Here is a 20,330-nt window from a genome sequence, read left to right as displayed (position 1 = left end):
CTGGACCCGGAAGGGCAAGTGAGGGCGGGTGCCAGCACATTTGCCAGCAGGGGCGATACGGTGAGATGGTTAGGGTCGGTTCTCGTACAAGGAGTCATCGTGGATCTGGACTGGTCACCGGACGATCTGGCGTTTCGGGATGAGGTGCGCGCCTTTCTCGACGAAAAGTTAACCCCGGATCTGCGCCGGGCCGGACGATTGGCGACAAGCGTCTATCCGGATCACGAAGCCAGCATGGAGTGGCAGCACATCCTGCGCGAGCGCGGCTGGGCCGCACCGGCCTGGCCGGTGAAGTACGGGGGGTGCAAGTGGAGCCTCACCCAGCACTACATCTTCAGCCGGGAGTGCACCCTCGCGGGCGCGCCGAACCTGTCGCCCATGGGTATCCGGATGGTTTCGCACGCGATCATGGCGTTCGGCACCGAGGAGCAGAAGAACTTCTTCCTGCCCGGCATCCTGACCGGTGAGGTGTTCTTCTGCCAGGGCTATTCGGAGCCGGAGGCGGGCTCGGATCTGGCGTCGCTGAACATGGCCGCGGTCGCCGACGGTGAGGATCTGATCGTCACCGGTTCGAAGATCTGGACCACCCACGCCACCGAAGCCAACTGGATCTTCGCGCTGGTGCGCACCTCCAAGCAGGCCAAGAAGCAGCAGGGCATCACCTTCCTGCTCATCGATATGCGCACCCCCGGCATCGAGATCCGGCCGCTGGTGATGACCTCCGGCGAACAGGTGCAGAACCAGGTCTTCTTCGACCAGGTCCGGGTGCCCAAGGCCAATGTGCTGGGGCAGATCGACGACGGCTGGACCGTCGCCAAGTACCTGCTCAACTTCGAGCGCGGCGGCGGCGCGGCGGCCCCGGCCCTCCAGGTGATGGCCGAGGAGCTGGCGCAGGTCGCCGAGACGCAGCCGGGACCGAACGGCGGTGTGCTCATCGACGATCCGGCCTTCGCCGCCAAACTCGCCGATACCCGCGTCCGCGCCGATGTACTGGAGATCCTCGAATACCGCACCCTCGCACTGGTTTCCAGCGGCAAGGACCCGGGCCCGGCGGCCTCCACCATCAAGATCCTCGGCACCGAGCTGAGCCAGGCCCTCACCGAACTGGCCCTGGAGGCCGCCGGTCCACGCGGCCGCGCCTACCAGCCGCACGCCACCATGCCCGGCGGTCCCATCGCCGACTACACGGTCCCCGCCGACGGTTTCGTCTCGGGTGCGGAGTGGCAGGCCGTCGCGCCACTGCGGTACTTCAACGACCGCGCCGGCTCGATCTACGCCGGCAGCAACGAAATTCAGCGCAATATCATCGCCAAAGCCACCCTGGGACTGTAGCCATGGACTTCACTTTCACCGCGGAGCAGGAACTACTCCGCGATACCGTCACCGAGTTCCTCGCGGCCCGCTACGACCTGGAGGCCAGCCGCAACGCGGCGCGGGTCGGGGCGGGCTGGCAGCCGGAGTTCTGGCGGGCGCTGGCCGAGGAGGTCGGCATTCTCGGTGCGGCACTGCCGGAATCGGCGGGCGGCATCGGGGGCGGACCGGTCGAGACGATGATCATCGCCGAGGCGCTGGGGGGCGCGCTGGTGGTGGAACCGTACGTGGACACCGTGGTGGTCGGCGGCGGGCTGTTGCGGCGCGCGACCGGCAAGCGGGCCGAGGATCTGCTGGCGGGTATCGCCGCCGGTGAGGTGATCACCGCGTTCGCCGCCCTGGAAGCCCAGTCCGGCTACGACTTCCGCAATGTGACCACCACCGCGCGCCGCGACGGCGACGACTGGATCCTGGACGGGGCCAAGACGGTGGTCACCTCGGCCCCGCTCGCCACCCAGCTACTGGTCACGGCGCGGATCGAGAACACCGGCGGCACCGCGCTTTTCGTCGTCGACTTCGATGCCGCCGCCCCGCCGGCCGGATTGACCGCGAACCCGTTCCGCACCATCGACGAACGGCAGGCCGCCGACCTGACCTTCACCGCGATCCGCCTGCCCGCCGATGCCCTGCTGCTGGAGGACGCCGACGAGGCCATCGCCGCGACCCTCGACGAGGCCATCGCCGCGGTCTGCGCCGAAGCCGTCGGCGCCATGCGCAAGGTGCTCGCCGACACCGTCGAATACACCAAGCAGCGCCAGCAGTTCGGCGTCCCCATCGCCAGTTTCCAGGCCCTTCAGCACCGCATGGTGGACATGCTGCTGGAGCTCGAACAAGCGGTGGCGGCAACGTATCTGATCACGCTGAAGCTGGACGCCGCCCCGGCCGACCGCGCCCGCGCCGCTTCCGCCGCCAAGGCCACCATCGGCCGCGCCGCCCGCAGGATCGGCCAGGAATCGGTGCAGTTGCACGGCGCGATGGGCATGACCGAGGAACTCGCCATCGGCCACTTCTTCAAGCGCCTCACGGCCGTGCAGTACGAATTCGGCACCACCGACCAGCACCTCACCCGCTACGCGGCCCTCACCCGCCCGTAGCCCCGAAACCCCACCGGGGGCAGTGAACCGGCCGGGTGCCGCCCGATCCCACCAGGATCCGGCGGCACCCGGCCATCCCGCGTTCAGCGGTGATGTCGTCCCCCGCTCCGGACCGGCACCCGCCCAGCACTCCCCCGCCCGGCCACCCGGTCGAGCTCGGCCTCTCGCGCCGACTTCCGCACCGCCAGCACCAGGACCAGCACCAACGCGGGCCCCATCACGAAGCACAGCACGCCCAGCGCAATCAAAACCACAGCTCCCACGCCCGGATTATGGTCCCCTGCGCCCGCTTTCGCACAATTGCGGCAATCGGCCGATTCGCCCGCGCCCGGTAGGCATCAGTGGTCGAGCGTCAGTTCCAGCAACGGAACCTCGGCGATGCCGATACCGGTGGCTTGTTCGATCACACCGCTCAGTTCCTTGTAGGCGGCGGGATGGCTTCGGCGGTATTCGGCCAGCACGGGTTCGGCCTCGCCGGGAGTCAAGGTGCGAGCGGCAGCCGGGACGCGGTGCCGGAAACCGATGCTGACCCGGCACGCCGGATGCGCGCGGAGATTGCGATACCACTGGGCGTTCGGGCCGAAACCCGAAGCGACGATGACGGTTTCGGGCGTGGGCCGGGCGACGGTTTCGAGCACCACATAGCGCGGACGGCCGGATTTCCGGCCGAGGTGTTCGAGCAGGAGCAGCCGGCCGGCGAAGAGGAAGCCCAGACGGACCCGGAACAGGCCGATGGGGGCGCGGACGAACCAGCGGGTGCGGAGCAGTCGCGCACCCAATCGGGCGGTGGACATCTCTCGATCGTAGGACGGCTTGCGATGATGGGGCCGGGCGGCTGTGACCGAGCCCACAGTCTCCGGCCCATCACGCCCGGATGGGCTGTCTCGTCCAAGGGGTATCAGCACAACGAGAGCGGAAGGACGAAACTCATGGCACGCATGAATCTGGCCGAGGTCGCGCCCGAGGTGTACAAGGCGTGGATGGCGGCGGAGGTCGCCATCCGGCGTGGGCCCCTGGACGCCACGGTGCGGGAACTGGTGAAGATCCGGGTCTCGCAGCTCAACGGATGCCTGTTCTGCATCGACATGCACACCACCGAGGCGCGCAAGGAGGGCGAGACCGAGCAGCGGATCTACCACCTGAACGCGTGGCGGGAATCGGCGCTGTTCACCGCGGCCGAACGGGCCGCGCTCGAATACGCCGAACAGGCCACCGAATTGGGTCCGCACGGGGTGAGCGACGAGGCGTGGGAGGGCGTCGAGAAGCACTTCGACGAAGGTCAGCGGGGCGGCCTGGTCGCCGTCACCGCGCAGATCAATATGTGGAACCGGCTGGGCGTGCCGCTGCGGATGGAACCGCTGCCGCACTGACGGCCCCCGCAATTTCGTTGACACCCCGGCCGCGGTGTGGCTGGCTGACGGGTATGCGGGTGGCGGCGGTCGGGGATCTGCACATGCGGGAAGCCCTGCGGGGACGGTTCCGGGATGCGTTCCTGGGATTGGACGAACACGCGGATGTGCTGCTGCTGGCGGGTGATCTGACCAACAGCGGCACGCTGCGGGAAGCGCATCTGCTCTGCGACGAGGTGCGCGGGCTGCCGGTGCCGGTGGTCGGGGTGCTGGGCAACCACGACCACGACCATCGGCTCGGATATCGAATCTCGGTGCTGCTCGGCGAGATCGGGGTGCGCATGCTCGACGGCACCGCGATCACGCTGGACCACAGCGGAATTCGATTCGGCATCGCCGGTGTGATGGGTGGCGGCGGCGGATTCCCCGGACACCCGGGCGATCCCGACGCGGGCACGCTGGAGCACCGCGAGCGGCTGCGGCGCGGACCGGCCGACGCGCTCCGGTTACAGGCCGCGCTCGACACCCTCGACTGCGACATGCGGATCGCGCTAACGCATTTCGCGCCGGTGGTGGACACCTTGCTGGGTGAGCCGGTGAAGATCTATCCGGGCCTGGGTTGCCAGGAGTTGGCGCAGGCCATCGACGCGGGCGGGGCGGCGTTCGCGGTGCACGGTCACGCCCACAACGGCACCGAGTTCGGGCGCACCCCCGGAGGTGTTGCGGTACGCAATGTTTCGTATCACGTGATCGGCGTCCTCTACCGGGTGTACGAGCTGACACCCTGACCGTGCCGCCCGCGCCTCGGATACTATTTACGCACTCGTCTCTTGTGGTGTGCCGGGAAGTCTGGTCGGCCGATTCGAAACCTCGAATCGTATGGTCCGACCTGGGAGTTCCGATGCCGCGGCAGTATTCGATCTTGACGTATTCTCTTCGCGTGATACCCCGCCGCCGCGTCGTATCCTGCACCTATGCGTGCAGATCAGATAGCCGAGGAGTATCCGGTGATCGACCTGGATTCCGATGCGATGGACGCGGCCAGACTGCTGGCCGAGCACCGGCTGCCCGGCATCCTGGTCACCGGCGCCGACGGCTCCCCGCAGGCGGTGCTGCCCGCCTCGCAGGTGGTGCTCTTCATCGTCCCGAAATATGTGCAGGACGATCCTTCGCTGGCCGGGGTGCTCGACGAGACCATGTGCGGCCAGGTGGCGAATCGATTACGCGGCAAGAAGGTCCGCGACGTGATCCCGGAGCGGCTGAACCATATTCCGGCCGCGAACGCCGACGACAATATGGTCGAGGTGGCCGCGCTGATGGCCAAGTACAAGTCGCCCCTGGTCGCGGTGCGCGACGGCGACACCCTGCTCGGCGTGATCACCTCGTCGCGATTGCTCGAAGTGGCGCTGAACAACTGAGCCCGCCGGGGCGTCCGGCATGACCACCGCCACCATCGCGGTGGTGGTGTTCGCCGTCGCCTACCTGCTGATCGCCACCGAACGCGTGCACAAGACCACCGCTGCGCTCTGCGGCGGCGGCATCATCCTGCTGCTCGGCATCGAAGGTTCCGAGGACGCGTTCTTCTCGCAGGACACCGGCGTCGACTGGGATGTCATCCTGCTGCTGTTCGGCATGATGATCATCGTCGGGGTGCTGCGCCAGACCGGCATCTTCGAGTACGTCGCGATCTGGGCGGCCAAGCGCGCCAAGGGTTCCGCGCTGCGGGTGATGATCCTGCTCACCCTCATCACCGCGGTGGCGTCCGGCTTCCTCGACAATGTGACCACGGTGCTGCTCATCGCCCCGGTGACCATGCTGGTGTGCGAGCGCCTGGAGGTGGCGCCCGCGCCGTTTTTGATCGCCGAGGTGCTGGCCTCCAATATCGGCGGTGCGGCCACCCTGATCGGCGATCCGCCCAACATCATCATCGGCAGCCGGGGCGGCCTGTCCTTCAACGACTTCGTGCTGAACATGTCCCCGATCGTGGTACTGGAACTGCTCGTCTTCACCCTGCTGCTGCCGCGGCTGTTCCGCGGCTCGTTCGAGGTCGATCCCGAACGCGCCGCCGCGGTGCTGCGTCTCGACGAAAGTGAGGCCATCCGGGATCCGAAGCTGCTGATCAAGTGCGGGATCGTGCTGGCGGCGGTGTTCGCCGGATTCTTCTTCGGGCACTCGGCTTTCGGACTGGAACCCGCCGTGGTGGCACTGCTCGGCGCGGGCGTGCTGGTGCTGATCTCGCGCCTGCCGCAGAGCGAATACCTCTCCTCGGTGGAGTGGGAGACGCTGCTGTTCTTCGCGGGCCTGTTCGTGATGATCGGCGCGCTGGTGAAAACCGGTGTGATCGAACGGCTCGCGCGCGGGGCCACCGAACTGACCGGCGGCGACGCCCTGGTGGCCACCATGCTCATCCTGGTGGTGTCGGCGATCCTGTCCGGCGTCATCGACAACATCCCGTATGTGGCGACCATGAGCCCGCTGGTGGCCGATCTGGTGACCTCCCTCGACAATCCGGCCCGGGGCGACGCACTGTGGTGGGCGCTGGCGCTGGGCGCGGATTTCGGCGGCAACCTGACCGCGGTGGGCGCGAGCGCGAATGTGGTGATGCTCGGGATCGCGCGCCGCTCGGACTATCCGATCTCGTTCTGGGAATTCACCCGCAAGGGCATCATCGTGACCGCGGTGACCATCGCGGTGGCCGCACCGTATCTCTGGCTACGCTATTTCGTGCTCGCCTGACCACTCCGAAAACCTGCGCTGACCGCGACAAAGGCCACATTACGGTCAAGATCCAGGCGTGGATTGGGAAATTTCGAGCTACCGATACGAGAATGGTCGCCGCCATGTTCATATCCAGCACCGCGCAGCCCTCGCCGCCGACACCCGATGCCGTCCCCGCCGACGCACCGGCGTCCGAATCGGCTCGACCGGCCGCCTATCGACTGGATCTGGACGGTTTGCGGGGCGTCGCCATCGCGCTCGTGGTGGCTTTCCACATCTGGTTCGGGCGGGTATCCGGCGGCGTGGACGTGTTCCTGGTGCTGTCCGGATTCTTCTTCACCGGCATGCTGCTGCGCCGCGCGGAGCACGGTCCGGTCGGCGTCGCGGCGACCATCCGGCGCACGCTGCGCCGGCTGCTGCCCGCCATGGTGGTGGTGCTGGCCGCCGTCGTGATCGCAACCGTCGTGCTGCTCCCGCACACTCGCTGGTCCGATGTCGCCGGGCAGACCGTGGCCTCGCTCTTCTATTACCAAAACTGGTATCTGGCGCTGTCCTGGTCGGATTATCTGGCCGCCGACCCGTCCGTCAGTCCGCTGCAACACCTCTGGTCGATGTCGGTGCAGGGCCAGATGTACCTCGCGCTGCTGCTGATCATCGCGGGCGTCACCTGGCTGGGCCGCCGCGCCGGACGTACCGGAGCCTGGCGCAATCCGCGGGTGTACCGGGTCTGGCGGCAGACCGGCACGCTCGGCATGATCCGCCGGCTGCTGGGCGTGCTCTTCGGCGTGCTCGCGCTCACCTCGTTCTGGTATGCGGCCGAAGGGGTTTCGACCCAGCAGGGCTGGAACTACTACGACACCTTCGCGCGTGCTTGGGAACCTCTCGCCGGGGCGCTGCTGGCGCTGGCCGCCCCGCACCTGCGGCTGCCGGTGCTCGCGCGAGAAGCCCTGGCCTGGATCGGCATCGCCGCCATTGTCGCCTGCGGCTGGCTGGTGCACGGCGCGATGGTTTTTCCCGGCCCGGCCGCGCTCATCCCGGTCGGCGCGACGGCGGCGCTCATCCTCTCGGGCGCGGGCCTGCGGACCGCCGCACAGCCGGCCGTGAACCGCTTCCTGGCGGCCGCCCCGGTGGTCTCGCTGGGCGGCTTCGCCTACGCGCTCTACCTGTGGCACTGGCCGATTCTCATCTTCTACCTGGGTGAACGGCATGAACGCCAAGCCGGTGCGCTGGGTGGGCTGATCATCATCGCGGTATCGCTGGGGCTGGCCTACCTCACCCATCGCTTCGTGGAAGAGCCGCTGCGCCTGCGCACCCGGCCCACCGTGCCCGCCCGCACCCGCCTGCTGACCGGTGTCGCGGTCTCGACCGTCGGGGTGCTGGTGTTCGCCTCCGCCGTGGGCTGGCAGTGGAGCAACAGCGCCAAGGCGCACGCCGTCGGCGAACTCGATCCCGCCAAATACCCTGGCGCGGCGGCCCTCACCGATGCCGCGCTGGTGCCGCGCGCGGTGATGCGGCCCACCATCGAGGAGGCCCCGGCCGATATCGCCTATCCGACCCGCGACGGCTGCATCGCCGACTTCGACACCCGCTCGGTGATCACCTGCGAATACGGTGACAAGAACGCGCACCGGACCCTGGCGGTGGCCGGCAATTCCCATGCCGAGCACTGGCTCCCGGCGCTACAGCTGCTCGGCGAGCAGTACCGCTTCAAGATCGTCGTCTATCTGAAGATGGGCTGCCCGCTGACCGTGGCCGAGGAACCGATGTACAAGGGCCAGCAGAATCCGGACTGCCGCGACTGGTCGCGCGAGGTGATCGACCGGCTCGGCAGCGACCGCCCCGATTTCGTCTTCACCACCGGCACCCGCCCGGCCGACAGCGGCGGCGACGAAACCCCGCAGGATTATCTCGATGTCTGGCAGGCGCTTTCGGACGAGAACCTGAACGTGATCGCCATCCGGGATACCCCGTGGTTGCGCCGCAACGGCATTCGCTACCGCGCCATCGACTGCCTGGCCTCGGGCGGCGACCGCCTGAGCTGCGGGCTGAAGCGCTCCGAAGCCCTCTCCCCCGTGAATCCCGCACTGGCCCCGGCGGCTTCGTTCCCGCACGTGCATGTCATCGATTTGAACAACGGTGTTTGCGAACCGGACGCCTGCGCGGTGGTCGAGGGCAATATTCTCGTGTATCACGACGAACACCACCTGACCGCGAGCTATTCGCGTTCGCTCGCCCCGCAGATGGCGCGGCAGCTGCAACCGATCCTCGGTTGGTGGTGAGGCGTAATGGCCTACGCGACAACTGATATCGTGCGCCGGGGGTAACTCCGGGGGGACGCCCGGAATCGGGTCGGCACTCGACCGCCGGTACGCGTTGCCAACTCCGACGGCACACGAGCCGGGCGCTGAAGCCCCGGAGAGGCGGTACAGTGCAGGACTTTCCGCTGGACAACGTCTTGGGAGTCGCGGCCATCGCGGTGTCGCTGATGGCGTTCTTCTGGGAATTCCTGCTGGTGGGGCGTAAGCGGCTCGGGTATCGGGTGCAGATGGACACGCCGGTCACCGGTGAGATCGAGTCGGTGTTCCCGGGGGTGCTGCCGCAATTGCGGCCGGACGGAACAGCTTCCGCACCGGACCTGCACGATCTGTCGGTGGTGCTGGTGCGCATCGAGAACAGCGGGCGCTCCGATATCGATGCCACCGATTACTCCGCGCCGGAACATGATCCGGTCGGGCTGCACATTCATTTCCCGGACCGGCGGGTCATCGGGATGGCGGTCAACGAGCTCAGCGACGACGCGCTCGGGGACAGCCTGCGGCCGGGCAGCGGGATCGGGGCGCGGGAGGACACCGCGCACCGGGTCGGCATCATCGATCTGCCGAAGGTGCCGTTGAATCGCAAGGACCACTACAAGATTCTCGCCATCTTGCAGCGCACCGGCGGCACCGGCGAGGCCCCGCCGCCGGCGGTCCGGGTCAAGATCAAAGGCGGGCGGGTCGCCGAAACCAGTAGCAATACCGGACTTTCGCGACGGGTGCTGGCGCTCATCGTCTTCCTGGCGGCCGTGGTCACGGTTCAGTTCGTGATGGCTTTGCACACCGAGGCGACCTCCGCCGATTCCGATTGCGTGGCAGGCGATCTCACCTTGGTCGGTTCGACCGCTTTCGAGCCGGCCGTGCGCGAGGCCGCCGCCGCCTACGGCAAGCACTGCGAGAAGGCGCACTTCACCTTCGAATTCGACGGCAGCGAACGCGGTCTCAGCCGGGTGGACGAAGAGGGGAAAGGCAATCCGGGTCTGCTCGCGGTCACCGACGGCAGCAAGGGCGCAGGCTTCCCCAACCTGATGCCGCGCACGCTGGCGCTGTCGGCGTTCACCATGATCGTGCACCCGGCCGTCACGGTTCCGAACCTGACCATCCAGCAGATTCGCGATCTGTACGCGGGCCGGGTGGCCAACTGGTCGCAGCTCGGCGGCCCGGATCAGGCTGTGCGCGTGGTGAATCGGCCGGTCGGGTCGGGCAGCCGTGACGCCTTCCGCACGCGGATCCTCGGCGACGAGCAGCCCCCTGCGCCGCCCGCCACCGTTTGCCGCACCGTCATGACCGCATCCGGTCCGGCCTTCTGCGAGGTGCCCGTCACCAAGGACATGCTCAAAGCCGTCGCGGAGCTGCCCGGAGCCATCGGGTACAGCGAATACTCCGACGCGGCAAAGGCTTCCGGAGTCAAGGCGATCACCATCGACGGTCATGCCGCCACCCGGGAAGAGGTGCTCGCGCGCAACTACCCGTTCTGGAGCGTCGAATACGCCTACAGCTACGACGAACTGCCCGCCGACTCCCTGGCCGCCGCTTTCCTGCGCTATCTGACCGACAAGGCCGGGAAGGACGTGCTGCGCTCGTACGGGAACACTCCGTGCGGCGAGCTGTCCGACCCGACCTCGTGCACACCCGGTAGGTGACTCAGCCCCTGACCGGGTACTTGCCGTCCAGGTCGAGGTTGAGTTCGACCACGTTCACGCGAGGTTCACCGAAGAATCCGAGATCGCGACCGTAGCTGTGCGCCTCGACCACGGCCTTGATCTGATCGGGAGACACCTTGCGCGCCTCGGCGACCCGCGCGATCTGGAGGTCCGCGTACTGCGGCGAGATATTCGGGTCGAGGCCGCTGCCGCCGGCGGTGACGGCGTCAGCGGGTACGGCCGGCCGCGCGGGCGCGTCACCACGGATCGGGACCATGCGGCCGAGCGAGTAGTCCTCGCCCGCTGCGGCGCACTCCACCCGCACACCCAGGTAGGTGGCCAGGAACGGCCGCTGGGTCACCGCGCAGAACTCGTTGACGCTCACCACCTTCGCCGGCTGCTCGACCTCACCATCGGCCGCGCGCGGTCCGATCACCGACAGCACCGCGCCGACCCCGCCGGGCGTGCAGAACGGCCGGCTGCCGTCCACGCCCTCGAGTTCGCCGATGGCCTTGCTGCGAGCGCACACCGTGGTCAGCAACGCGGGCTTGTCCGGCGCACTGTCCACCATCGACTCCGGTCCGAGATTGCTCGCCCCGGAAGCGGTCGGGTCGTAGCCGCTGCTGCCCGCCGCCGACGGCCGGCTCTGGAAGTACTGCACCAGCACCTTCCCGCCGGCATCGGTGAACGACTGCCCGATCAGGCTGGAGCCCACCACCTTCCCGTCCCGCTCGATGAGCGACCCGTCGGCCTTGTCCTTCAGCCCGGGCAGTTGGGCGACCGCGAAAACCGCCACCGGATAGACGATTCCGGTGATGACGGTGAGCACCAGCAGCGCGCGCAGGGCGGCCAGATGTTGCCGAATCCAAGTTGACATGCGCATTTCAGGACATCCCGGGGAGGAATTGGACGACGAGGTCGATCAGCTTGATGCCGATGAACGGGGCGATGATGCCGCCCACGCCGTACACGGACAGGTTGCGGCTCAACAACTTCGAGGCCGCGGCGGGTTTGTAGGCGACGCCGCGCAGGGCCAGCGGAATCAACGCCACGATGACCAGGGCATTGAAGATGACCGCGGACAGGATGGCCGACTGCGGGGTGGCCAGGCGCATGATGTTGAGCAGGTCCAGGCCGGGGTACAGGGCCACGAACAGCGCCGGAATGATGGCGAAGTACTTGGCGATGTCGTTGGCGATGGAGAACGTGGTCAATGCGCCGCGGGTGATCAGCAACTGCTTGCCGATCTCGACGATCTCGATCAGCTTGGTCGGATCCGAATCCAGGTCCACCATATTGCCCGCCTCCTTGGCGGCGGACGTGCCGGTGTTCATGGCCACGCCGACATCGGCCTGCGCGAGCGCGGGCGCGTCATTGGTGCCGTCACCGGTCATGGCGACCAGGCGGCCACCGGCCTGCTCCTTCTTGATCAGCTCCAGCTTGTCCTCGGGCGTGGCCTCGGCGAGGAAGTCGTCGACGCCCGCCTCATCGGCAATGGCCTTGGCGGTCAACGGATTATCGCCGGTGATCATGACGGTGCGAATGCCCATGCGGCGCATCTCGTCGAAGCGTTCCCGCATGCCCTGCTTCACCACATCCTTGAGATGGATGACGCCGAGCAGCCGCGCCTTGCCGTCCTTGATCTCCGCGACCACCAAAGGCGTTCCGCCGGAAGCGGAGATGCCGTCCACGGTGACGCCGATCTCCTCCGGCACCACGCCGTCGTGACCGCGCACCCATTCGACGACCGCGCTGGCCGCACCCTTGCGCAGCTGGTGCCCGCCTGACAGGTCCACACCCGACATGCGGGTCTGGGCGGTGAACTCCACCCAGGTGGCCCCGGTCAGCTCACCGGGCGTGCGCTCGCGCTTGTGGTACGCCTGCTTGGCGTACACCACGATGGAGCGCCCCTCCGGGGTTTCGTCGGCGAGGCTGGAAAGCTGTGCGGCATCGGCGATCTCGTCGTGGGTGACGCCCGGCATGGGCACGAAGTCCGCGGCTTGGCGATTACCCAGGGTGATGGTGCCGGTCTTGTCCAGCAGCAGCGTGTTCACATCACCGGCGGCCTCGACCGCGCGGCCCGACATGGCCAGCACATTGCGCTGCACCAGGCGGTCCATCCCGGCGATGCCGATGGCCGAGAGCAGTGCGCCGATGGTGGTCGGGATCAGGCAGACCAGCAGCGACACCATCACGATGCCGCTGATGCCGTCCCCGGTCAGCGAAATACTGTCCGGCACACCCGGCAGGCTGATCTTGGAGTAGATGGCCAGCGGCTGCAAGGTCACCACCGCGAACACGAAGATGATGGTCAGCGCGGCGAGCAGGATGTTCAGCGCGATCTCGTTCGGCGTCTTCTGCCGCGACGCGCCCTCCACGAGCGCGATCATCTTGTCGATGAACGAACCGCCCGGCTCCTGGGTGATCTTCACGACGATCCGGTCGGAGAGCACCGTGGTGCCCCCGGTGACCGCGGAACGGTCCCCGCCGGATTCCCGGATCACCGGCGCGGATTCCCCGGTGATGGCCGACTCGTCCACCGACGCAATGCCTTCCACCACATCGCCGTCACCCGGAACGACCTGACCGGCCTCGACCACCACGTAGTCCCCGCGCCGTAGCTCCGGCGCGGCCACCCGCTCCTCGACGATCCGCGCCCCCGGCGACCAGTTCGCCAGACGACGAGCAACGGTGTCGGTCTTGGCCTTTCGCAGCGTATCCGCCTGCGCCTTGCCGCGCCCCTCGGCCACAGCTTCGGCCAGATTCGCGAAAAGCACAGTAGCCCACAGCCATACGACGATCGCCCAGCCGAAGAAGCTCGGATCGGCAATGGCCAGCATGGTCGACCACACCGCCCCGATCTCCACGATCAGCATGACGGGATTACGCCACAGCGTGCGCGGGTCCAGCTTCTTGACGGCGTCCGGCAACGACCTCAGCAACATCTGCGGGTCGAACAGGCCGCTCGATACCCGCCCCTGACGCGAGGTTTCACCCTCCGCAGTGTGTTCGACAGTGGGAGCAGACATCAAATTTCCTCCGTGGACATCCACAACTTCACCCGAGACGAAGACTTGTTTCGGCAAACCCCATCGGGGCTTCGAACATACGTGCTATCTTGTGGGTTATGTCTACCGCTGTTGTGAAGCGGGGCTTCCGATTCCGCTTCTATCCGACACCAACGCAAGAGGCCGAACTGGCACGCACCTTTGGATGCGTTCGGAAGGTCTACAACCTTGCGTTGGAGATACGCTCGCAAGCGTGGCAGCAGGATCGACAGCGGGTTACTTTTAACGACACGTCGGCCATGTTGACGTTGTGGAAACAGACCGAGGAACTCGCCTTCCTCAACGATGTCGCAGCAGTTCCGATGCAACAGGCGCTCCGCCACCTTCAATCTGCATTCACCGCATTCTGGGAAAAACGTGCACGCTTTCCCCGATTCAAGACTCGCAAGAATTCTCGAGCTAGCGCAGAATACACACGCAGCGGATTCCGCTGGAGGAGCGGTCAACTCACTCTCATGAAGATTACCGGGCCGCTCGACATCGTCTGGTCTCGTCCCCTCCCGGAAGGCATGGAACCATCCACAGTCACCGTGTCCAAGGACAGAGCAGGTCGCTGGTTCGTTTCGATGCGATGTGACGATCCGGGCATACGATTTCTCCCACAAGTCGATTCGGCGATTGGAATCGACGCGGGATTGAACTCGCTGGTTACGCTGTCCACCGGCGAGAAGATCGCTAATCCTAGATACGAGGAGCGCGATCGCGCTCGACTCGCGAAAGCTCAGCGGACACTGCACCGTAAGGCCGTTGGATCGAACAACCGAAACAAGGCTCGCGGGAAGGTGGCGCGCATCCATGCTCGAATCGCAGATCGTCGACGAGACTTCCTGCACAAACTGACCACCCGACTCGTGCGTGAAAACCAAACGCTCGCGATCGAGGATCTTCGGGTCAGTAACATGGTCAAGAATCACAACGTTGCCCGCGCGATCTCCGATGCGAGCTGGCGAGAATTCCGAACCATGCTGGAGTACAAAGCAAGTTGGTACGGTCGCACCGTTGTCGTCGTCGACCGCTGGTACCCGTCGTCGAAGCTGTGCTCGAATTGCGGGAACACTGCCGAGTCCATTCCATTGCAAATTCGCACTTGGACTTGCGGATCCTGCGGCAGCAAACACGATCGAGATGTGAATGCCGCGAGGAACATTCTGGCCGCCGGGTCGGCGGTGACAGTCTGTGGAGACGGTGTAAGACCTCTTCGGAGAATTCCGGACGGGCAGTCGTCGATGAAGCAGAAAACCTTGGCCCGCAAGGCCCAAGACTTCCTGTCCATTCGATAGGAGGGAGGCCAAGTCAGTGAATTCCTTCGGCGAGCGGCCCGAGCGCCAGCGCGGGCAGGAAGGTGAGGGCGACCAGGATGACGGTCACGCCGACGACCATGCCGACGAACTGCGGGCGATGGGTCGGCAGGGTGCCGATCGATTCCGGGGTGTGGCCCTGCTGGGCGAGGGAACCGGCCAGGGCGAGCACGAAGATGATCGGCAGGAAGCGGCCGAACAGCATGGCCAGGCCGAGGGCGGTGTTGAACCACTCGGTATTGCCGGTCAGGCCGGCGAAGGCGGAGCCGTTGTTGTTGGCCGCGGAAGTGAAGGCGTACAACACTTCAGACAATCCGTGCGGGCCGCTGTTGAGCATTCCGGCGCGCTGGCCCGGCATGGCCATGGCGACGGCGGTGCCGATCAGCACCACCAGCGGCGAGATCAGGAAATAGGCCGCGGCCAGCTTGATCTCGCGCGGGGTGATCTTCTTGCCCAGGTACTCCGGGGTGCGGCCCACCATCAGGCCCGCGATGAAGACGGTGATGACCGCGAGGATCAGCATGCCGTACAGGCCCGAGCCGGTGCCGCCCGGCGCGACCTCGCCCAGTTGCATATTGAACATGGTCATCAGGCCGCCGAGGCTGGTGTACGAATCGTGGAACGAGTCCACCGCACCGGTCGAGGTGAGTGTGGTCGCGGTGGCGAAGGTCGCCGAATCGCTCACGCCGAAGCGGGTTTCCACGCCCTCCATGGACGCGCCGATCGCGGTCGGCACGGTGCCGTGATGCTGCAACTGGAACGCGTTGGTCAGGGTCAGGCTCAGGATGGCGAGCGTGCCCATGACCGCCACGATGGCGTAGCCCTGCTTCTTCGAGCCGACCATGCGGCCGAAGGTGCGCGGCAGCGAGAACGAGATCACCAGCAGCAGGAAGATCTCGATCCAGTTGGTCCAGGTTGTCGGGTTCTCGAACGGGTGCGCGGAATTGGCGTTGTAGAAGCCGCCGCCGTTGGTGCCCAGTTCCTTGATGACCTCCTGGCTGGCCACCGGGCCGCCCGGAATCGTCTGCTGCGCACCGGCGACCGTCTGCGCCACCTGATCGTGCAGGTGGAAGTTCTGTACGGCGCCACCGGCGACCAGCACGATGGCGGCCACGAAGGCGAGCGGCAGCAGAATGCGGATGGATCCCCTCACCAGATCCACCCAGAAGTTGCCGAGATCGCCGGTGTGCTTGCGCGCGAAGGCCCGCACCAGCGCCACCGCGACGGCGATGCCCACCGCCGAGGAGACGAAGTTCTGCACCGCCAGCCCGGCCATCTGCACCAGGTGCCCCTGGGTCGATTCGCCGGAGTAGTTCTGCCAGTTCGTGTTCGTCACGAAACTGACCGCGGTGTTCCAGGCCAGCGCCGGGGTCATCTCGGTCGCCGGATCGTTCAGGTGCAAAGGCAGTTTGCCCTGAATCAGCTGGAAGAAGAACAGGAACAGAATGCTGACCGCCGAGAAGGCCAGCACGCTACGCGCGTACACCGCCCACGTCATCTCCACGCCCGGCTGCACGCCGATCAGCCGGTAGATGAAACGCTCTGCGCGCGAATGCTTCTCGCCGCTGTACACCCGGTACATGTAATCGCCCAGCGGCACATGCACCACGGCCAGCGCGAGGATCAGGGCCGCCGCGAAGACGATCCCCGCTGAAGTCGTGCTCACTTAGAACCTCTCCGGGAACAACAGCGCCGCGATCAGATAGACGGCGATGCCGACGGCCAGAATCAGACCGATAACGTTCTGCGTCACAGCCGTTCCACCCCGCGCTGGATCAGGCCGAGCAGGGCGAACAACGCCACCGTCAGCACCGTGAACACCACGACGGACATGTATCGAAACCTCTCTACGTCGATGACGCACCGCAAGGTGCGCCGGAGCGAGTCAAGCGTTCGATAGGGGCGATTCCGAGGTCCTTTACGGGTTCTTAGCGCCGCGAAGCGTCGCCTTGACGTTCCACATACGGATTTCCCGGTGTGTCGTCGCGATCTCGTCAAGGACCGTCCGGTACCCGTAAAGAAACCGTCAGGACCAGGCGATTCCGGTGTGCCGGCGGTAGAACGGACACGCCCGGGTGCGCACCCCATGCGCATCCGCGCCCACCCCACCCACGAGAACAAGGAGCAGGCCGTGCCGGATTTAGCGGTCACATTGATGGTGATTCTGGGCTTCGTGGCTGCCGCGATGTTGCTGCGCACCCTGGCCGCCGCCGAGGCGAATCGTGACCGCACCCGCGCGGCCCGTCCGAGTCCGCGCGGCCTACCCGCGATGATGGACGAGTGAAACGCGGTCAACTACGCATCTATCTGGGCGCTGCCCCCGGTGTGGGCAAGACGTTCTCGATGCTTTCGGAGGCACACCGGCGGCTCGAACGCGGACGCGATCTGGTCGCGGCCGTGGTCGAGACGCACGGGCGGGCCAAGACCGCGGAGTTGCTGGCCGGGATCGAGCGGATTCCGCCGAAGCTGATCGAGTATCGCGGGACGAGCATGCCGGAACTGGATGTGGAGGCGGTGCTGCGGCGGCGGCCGGCGGTGGTGCTGGTGGATGAGCTCGCGCACACCAATGTGCCCGGCGGCAAGCACGAGAAGCGGTGGCAGGATGTGCACGAGATCCTGGACGCGGGGATCGATGTGATCTCCACGGTGAACGTGCAGCATCTCGAGAGCCTCAATGACGTGGTGCAGCAGATCACCGGGGTGGTGCAGCGGGAAACCGTGCCGGACTGGGTGGTTCGCCAGGCCGATCAGGTCGAGCTGGTGGACATCACGCCGGAAGCGTTGCGGCGCAGGCTTTCCCACGGGAACGTGTATGCCGCCGATCGGGCGGACGCGGCGCTGCGCAATTACTTCCGGCCCGGGAATCTGACGGCGCTGCGTGAGCTGGCGCTGTTGTGGCTGGCCGATCAGGTCGATGCGGCGCTCGCCAAATACCGGGAAGACCACAAGATCACCGACACCTGGGAGGCGCGGGAGCGGGTCGTGGTGGCGGTGACCGGCGGCCCGGAATCGGAGACCATCGTGCGGCGGGCCAGCCGGATCGCGGCCAAATCCAGTGCCGAACTCATCGTGGTGCACGTGGTGCGCGGGGACGGGCTGGCCGGGGTGTCGACGCAGCGGCTGAACCGGCTGCGTGATCTGGCCACCGGACTCGACGCCGGCCTGCACACCGTCACCGGCGAGGACGTGCCCACGGCGCTACTGGAATTCGCGCGTCAGGTGAACGCCACCCAGCTGGTGCTCGGTACCTCGCGGCGCTCCCGCTGGGCGCGCATGCTCGACGAGGGCATCGGCGCATCGGTAGTGCAGGAGTCGGGGAAGATCGACGTGCATATGGTCACCCACGAGGAAGCCAATCCCGGGTTCCGCTGGTCCTCGCTCGCCCCGCGCGAACGACTGCTCGGTTCGTGGCTGGCCGCGCTGGTGGTGCCGTCGGCGATCTGCGGCATCCTGCTGTGGCTGGATCAATGGCTGGATCTGGGCGGCGAGAGCGCGCTGTTCTTCATCGGCGTCATCGCGGTGTCACTGCTCGGCGGCGTCGCCCCGGCGGCCCTGTCCGCCTTGCTCTCCGGGATTCTGCTGAACTGGTTCTTCACCGAGCCGCGCTACAGCCTCACCATCGCCGAGCTCGACAATTTCCTCACCATCGTGGTGCTGCTGGTGGTCGCGGTGGCGGTAGCGGCGCTGGTGGATGTGGCGGCCAAGCGAACTCGCGAGGCGCGCAAGGCATCCCGGCAGGCCGAGCTGCTGACGCTGTTCGCGGGCGCGGTGCTGCACGGGGCGGATCTGCCCGCGCTGCTGGAGCGGGCGCGCGAAACCTTCAACCAGAACTCGGTCAGTTTGATCACCGATCAGGAGGTGATCGCTTCCGTCGGTGCCGATCCCGCGACCAAGGTGTGCGACGCCGAGACCGCACTCGAAGCCGGCGACGATATGCACTGGCTGCTGCTGTGCGGCAACTCGCTCTCCGCCGCCGACCGCATGGTGCTGGGGGCGGTCGCGAATCAGGCCGCGGGACTGGTACATCAGAAGCGATTGCGCGAGGAGGCCAGTGCCGCGCAGGCGGTGCTGGAGGCCGACAAACTGCGCCGCGCCCTGCTGTCGGCGGTCAGCCACGATCTGCGCACCCCGCTCGCCGCGGCCAAGGCGGCGGTCTCCAGCCTGCGCAGCGACGATGTCGAGTTCTCGCCCGAGGACACCGCCGAATTACTGGAAACCATCGAGGAATCCGTGGATCAGCTGACCACGCTGGTCGGCAACCTTCTCGACTCCTCCCGCCTGGCGGTCGGCGTGATCCAGCCGCAGATGCGCGAGGTGTACCTCGACGAGGTGGTGCATCACGCCCTGATGAGCATGGGCACCCGCGGCCTGCGCCGCACCGCCCGCGACCGGGTGAAGGTGAATGTCGACGCCATCTCGGTGACCGCGGATGCCGGTCTGCTGGAACGGGTCCTGGCCAACCTCATCGACAATGCGGTCCGCTACTCCCCCGGCGACTCCCCGATCCAGGTGGCCGCCGAACGCACCGGCGAACGCGTCGCCGTCACCGTCGTCGACTCCGGCCCCGGCGTCCCCACCGGCCTGGAAGACCAGCTCTTCGAACCCTTCCAGCGCCTCGGCGACCGCGACAACTCCACCGGCGTCGGCCTCGGCCTCTCGGTCGTGCGCGGCTTCGTGGACGCCATGGGCGGCACCGTGCACGCCGAACCCACCCCCGGCGGCGGCCTGACAATGGTCATCGACCTCCCCGCCGGCAACGAACAGGAGCCTCAGTGAGCAACCCGGCCGCCGCGCCGATCAAAGTCCTGGTCGTCGATGACGAACCACAGATCCTGCGCGCCCTGCGTATCAATCTGTCCGTCCGCGGCTACGAGGTCACCACCGCCGCCAACGGCGCGGCGGCCCTGCGCGCGGCCGCCGAGAAACACCCCGACGTAGTCGTCCTGGACCTCGGCCTCCCCGACATGGACGGCATCGAAGTCCTGGCCGGCCTGCGCGGCTGGACCTCCACCCCCGTCATCGTCCTCTCCGCCCGCACCGACTCCTCCGACAAGGTCGAAGCCCTCGACGCCGGAGCCGACGACTACGTCACCAAACCCTTCGGCATGGACGAACTGCTGGCCCGCCTCCGCGCCGCCGTCCGCCGCTCCGCCTCCACCACCGAACCCGCCGAACCGGTCATCGAAACCCCCTCCTTCACAGTGGATCTCGCCGCCAAACAGGTAATCCGCCACGGCAAGACCGTCCACCTCACCCCCACCGAATGGGGCGTCCTGGAAATGCTCGTCCGCAACCGCGGCAAGCTGGTCGGCCGCCGCGAACTCCTGCGCGAAGTCTGGGGCCCCGCCTACGCCACCGAAACCCACTACCTCCGCGTGTATCTCGCTCAATTGCGGCGCAAACTCGAAGACGACCCCTCGAACCCCAAGCACCTACTCACCGAAGCCGGCATGGGCTACCGCTTCCAGTTGTGA

18 protein-coding genes are annotated in these 20,330 nt (G+C 66.8%); 12 read left to right on the top strand and 6 right to left on the bottom strand.

Going from position 1 to position 20,330, the window contains the following annotated elements; translation table 11 throughout:
* Positions 1–99 precede the first annotated feature (99 nt).
* Complete coding sequence (locus tag NI1_RS29775) at positions 100–1,332, top strand: acyl-CoA dehydrogenase family protein (protein ID WP_067827211.1); 1,233 nt, start codon at positions 100–102, stop codon at positions 1,330–1,332.
* Between the two features lie 2 nt (positions 1,333–1,334).
* A complete protein-coding gene (locus NI1_RS29770; RefSeq protein WP_067827209.1) occupies positions 1,335–2,465 on the top strand; it encodes an acyl-CoA dehydrogenase family protein in 1,131 nt (376 codons plus the stop codon).
* Positions 2,466–2,548: 83 nt separating this feature from the next.
* Here NI1_RS29770 and NI1_RS38235 read toward each other — a convergent pair whose 3' ends face one another.
* Together NI1_RS38235 and NI1_RS29765 are read right to left on the bottom strand one after the other, a co-directional pair.
* Complete coding sequence (locus tag NI1_RS38235) at positions 2,549–2,728, bottom strand: hypothetical protein (RefSeq protein WP_157535400.1); 180 nt, start codon at positions 2,726–2,728, stop codon at positions 2,549–2,551.
* Positions 2,729–2,803: 75 nt separating this feature from the next.
* The gene (locus tag NI1_RS29765; protein WP_067827207.1) at positions 2,804–3,259 is read right to left on the bottom strand and encodes a nitroreductase family deazaflavin-dependent oxidoreductase; all 456 of its coding nucleotides are present in this window, start codon (positions 3,257–3,259) and stop codon (positions 2,804–2,806) included.
* 135 nt (positions 3,260–3,394) lie between these two features.
* Between NI1_RS29765 and NI1_RS29760 the strand changes: the two genes are divergently transcribed.
* From NI1_RS29760 to NI1_RS29735, 6 genes are all read left to right on the top strand, one after another.
* A complete protein-coding gene (locus tag NI1_RS29760) occupies positions 3,395–3,835 on the top strand; it encodes a carboxymuconolactone decarboxylase family protein (RefSeq protein ID WP_067827205.1) in 441 nt (146 codons plus the stop codon).
* Between the two features lie 53 nt (positions 3,836–3,888).
* Positions 3,889–4,602, top strand: a complete 714-nt coding sequence (locus NI1_RS29755; protein WP_067827202.1) for a metallophosphoesterase family protein — start codon at positions 3,889–3,891, stop codon at positions 4,600–4,602.
* Positions 4,603–4,788: 186 nt separating this feature from the next.
* Positions 4,789–5,232 (top strand): CBS domain-containing protein, encoded by a 444-nt coding sequence (locus NI1_RS29750; protein ID WP_067827199.1) that lies wholly within the window; start codon positions 4,789–4,791, stop codon positions 5,230–5,232.
* 19 nt (positions 5,233–5,251) lie between these two features.
* Positions 5,252–6,550 (top strand): ArsB/NhaD family transporter, encoded by a 1,299-nt coding sequence (locus NI1_RS29745; RefSeq protein WP_067827196.1) that lies wholly within the window; start codon positions 5,252–5,254, stop codon positions 6,548–6,550.
* A 104-nt stretch (positions 6,551–6,654) separates the two neighbouring features.
* On the top strand, positions 6,655–8,811 hold the full coding sequence (locus NI1_RS29740) for an acyltransferase family protein (RefSeq protein WP_067827787.1): 2,157 nt from the start codon (positions 6,655–6,657) through the stop codon (positions 8,809–8,811).
* Positions 8,812–8,960: 149 nt separating this feature from the next.
* On the top strand, positions 8,961–10,490 hold the full coding sequence (locus tag NI1_RS29735) for a substrate-binding domain-containing protein (protein WP_067827193.1): 1,530 nt from the start codon (positions 8,961–8,963) through the stop codon (positions 10,488–10,490).
* Between the two features lies 1 nt (position 10,491).
* On the opposite strand, the gene NI1_RS29730 is transcribed toward NI1_RS29735, so the two are convergent.
* Together NI1_RS29730 and kdpB are read right to left on the bottom strand one after the other, a co-directional pair.
* Positions 10,492–11,373 carry a potassium-transporting ATPase subunit C gene (locus NI1_RS29730; RefSeq protein ID WP_067827190.1) on the bottom strand — a complete coding sequence of 294 codons (882 nt, stop codon included), beginning with the start codon at positions 11,371–11,373 and terminating at the stop codon, positions 10,492–10,494.
* Position 11,374: 1 nt separating this feature from the next.
* A complete protein-coding gene (kdpB, locus tag NI1_RS29725; RefSeq protein WP_067827186.1) occupies positions 11,375–13,519 on the bottom strand; it encodes a potassium-transporting ATPase subunit KdpB in 2,145 nt (714 codons plus the stop codon).
* A 98-nt stretch (positions 13,520–13,617) separates the two neighbouring features.
* Here kdpB and NI1_RS37530 point away from each other — a divergent pair, with 98 nt between their 5' ends.
* The gene (locus NI1_RS37530; RefSeq protein ID WP_084523915.1) at positions 13,618–14,838 is read left to right on the top strand and encodes an RNA-guided endonuclease InsQ/TnpB family protein; all 1,221 of its coding nucleotides are present in this window, start codon (positions 13,618–13,620) and stop codon (positions 14,836–14,838) included.
* A 13-nt stretch (positions 14,839–14,851) separates the two neighbouring features.
* Here NI1_RS37530 and kdpA read toward each other — a convergent pair whose 3' ends face one another.
* Both kdpA and kdpF read right to left on the bottom strand, forming a co-directional pair.
* Complete coding sequence (gene kdpA, locus NI1_RS29720) at positions 14,852–16,522, bottom strand: potassium-transporting ATPase subunit KdpA (RefSeq protein ID WP_067827184.1); 1,671 nt, start codon at positions 16,520–16,522, stop codon at positions 14,852–14,854.
* Complete coding sequence (gene kdpF, locus NI1_RS39610) at positions 16,523–16,609, bottom strand: K(+)-transporting ATPase subunit F (RefSeq protein ID WP_245663483.1); 87 nt, start codon at positions 16,607–16,609, stop codon at positions 16,523–16,525.
* A gap of 333 nt (positions 16,610–16,942) precedes the next feature.
* Between kdpF and NI1_RS29710 the strand changes: the two genes are divergently transcribed.
* Genes NI1_RS29710 through NI1_RS29700 form a run of 3 tightly spaced genes read left to right on the top strand, consistent with a single transcriptional unit; the run spans position 16,943 to position 20,330 of the window.
* A complete protein-coding gene (locus NI1_RS29710) occupies positions 16,943–17,140 on the top strand; it encodes a hypothetical protein (RefSeq protein WP_067827179.1) in 198 nt (65 codons plus the stop codon).
* A complete protein-coding gene (locus NI1_RS29705) occupies positions 17,137–19,632 on the top strand; it encodes a DUF4118 domain-containing protein (protein WP_067827177.1) in 2,496 nt (831 codons plus the stop codon). Before NI1_RS29710 ends, NI1_RS29705 begins: the two co-directional genes overlap by 4 nt.
* Positions 19,629–20,330 carry a response regulator gene (locus tag NI1_RS29700; RefSeq protein ID WP_281179517.1) on the top strand — a complete coding sequence of 234 codons (702 nt, stop codon included), beginning with the start codon at positions 19,629–19,631 and terminating at the stop codon, positions 20,328–20,330. Before NI1_RS29705 ends, NI1_RS29700 begins: the two co-directional genes overlap by 4 nt.

This window comes from Nocardia inohanensis NBRC 100128, from assembly GCF_001612945.1.
In the GTDB taxonomy this organism is placed as follows: domain Bacteria; phylum Actinomycetota; class Actinomycetes; order Mycobacteriales; family Mycobacteriaceae; genus Nocardia; species Nocardia inohanensis.
This window is presented reverse-complemented; position numbering and strand designations above follow the sequence as displayed.

Excerpts from the sequence above, each read along its gene's own strand:
- NI1_RS29760 (WP_067827205.1), top strand. The coding sequence starts at position 3,395 with ATGGCACGCATGAATCTGGCCGAGGTCGCGCCCGAGGTGTACAAGGCG.
- NI1_RS29750 (WP_067827199.1), top strand. The coding sequence starts at position 4,789 with ATGCGTGCAGATCAGATAGCCGAGGAGTATCCGGTGATCGACCTGGAT.
- NI1_RS29710 (WP_067827179.1), top strand. The coding sequence starts at position 16,943 with ATGCGCATCCGCGCCCACCCCACCCACGAGAACAAGGAGCAGGCCGTG.
- NI1_RS29740 (WP_067827787.1), top strand. The coding sequence starts at position 6,655 with ATGTTCATATCCAGCACCGCGCAGCCCTCGCCGCCGACACCCGATGCC.
- NI1_RS29730 (WP_067827190.1), bottom strand. The coding sequence starts at position 11,373 with ATGCGCATGTCAACTTGGATTCGGCAACATCTGGCCGCCCTGCGCGCG.
- kdpB (WP_067827186.1), bottom strand. The coding sequence starts at position 13,519 with ATGTCTGCTCCCACTGTCGAACACACTGCGGAGGGTGAAACCTCGCGT.
- NI1_RS29765 (WP_067827207.1), bottom strand. The coding sequence starts at position 3,259 with ATGTCCACCGCCCGATTGGGTGCGCGACTGCTCCGCACCCGCTGGTTC.
- NI1_RS29770 (WP_067827209.1), top strand. The coding sequence starts at position 1,335 with ATGGACTTCACTTTCACCGCGGAGCAGGAACTACTCCGCGATACCGTC.
- NI1_RS37530 (WP_084523915.1), top strand. The coding sequence starts at position 13,618 with ATGTCTACCGCTGTTGTGAAGCGGGGCTTCCGATTCCGCTTCTATCCG.
- NI1_RS29745 (WP_067827196.1), top strand. The coding sequence starts at position 5,252 with ATGACCACCGCCACCATCGCGGTGGTGGTGTTCGCCGTCGCCTACCTG.
- NI1_RS29755 (WP_067827202.1), top strand. The coding sequence starts at position 3,889 with ATGCGGGTGGCGGCGGTCGGGGATCTGCACATGCGGGAAGCCCTGCGG.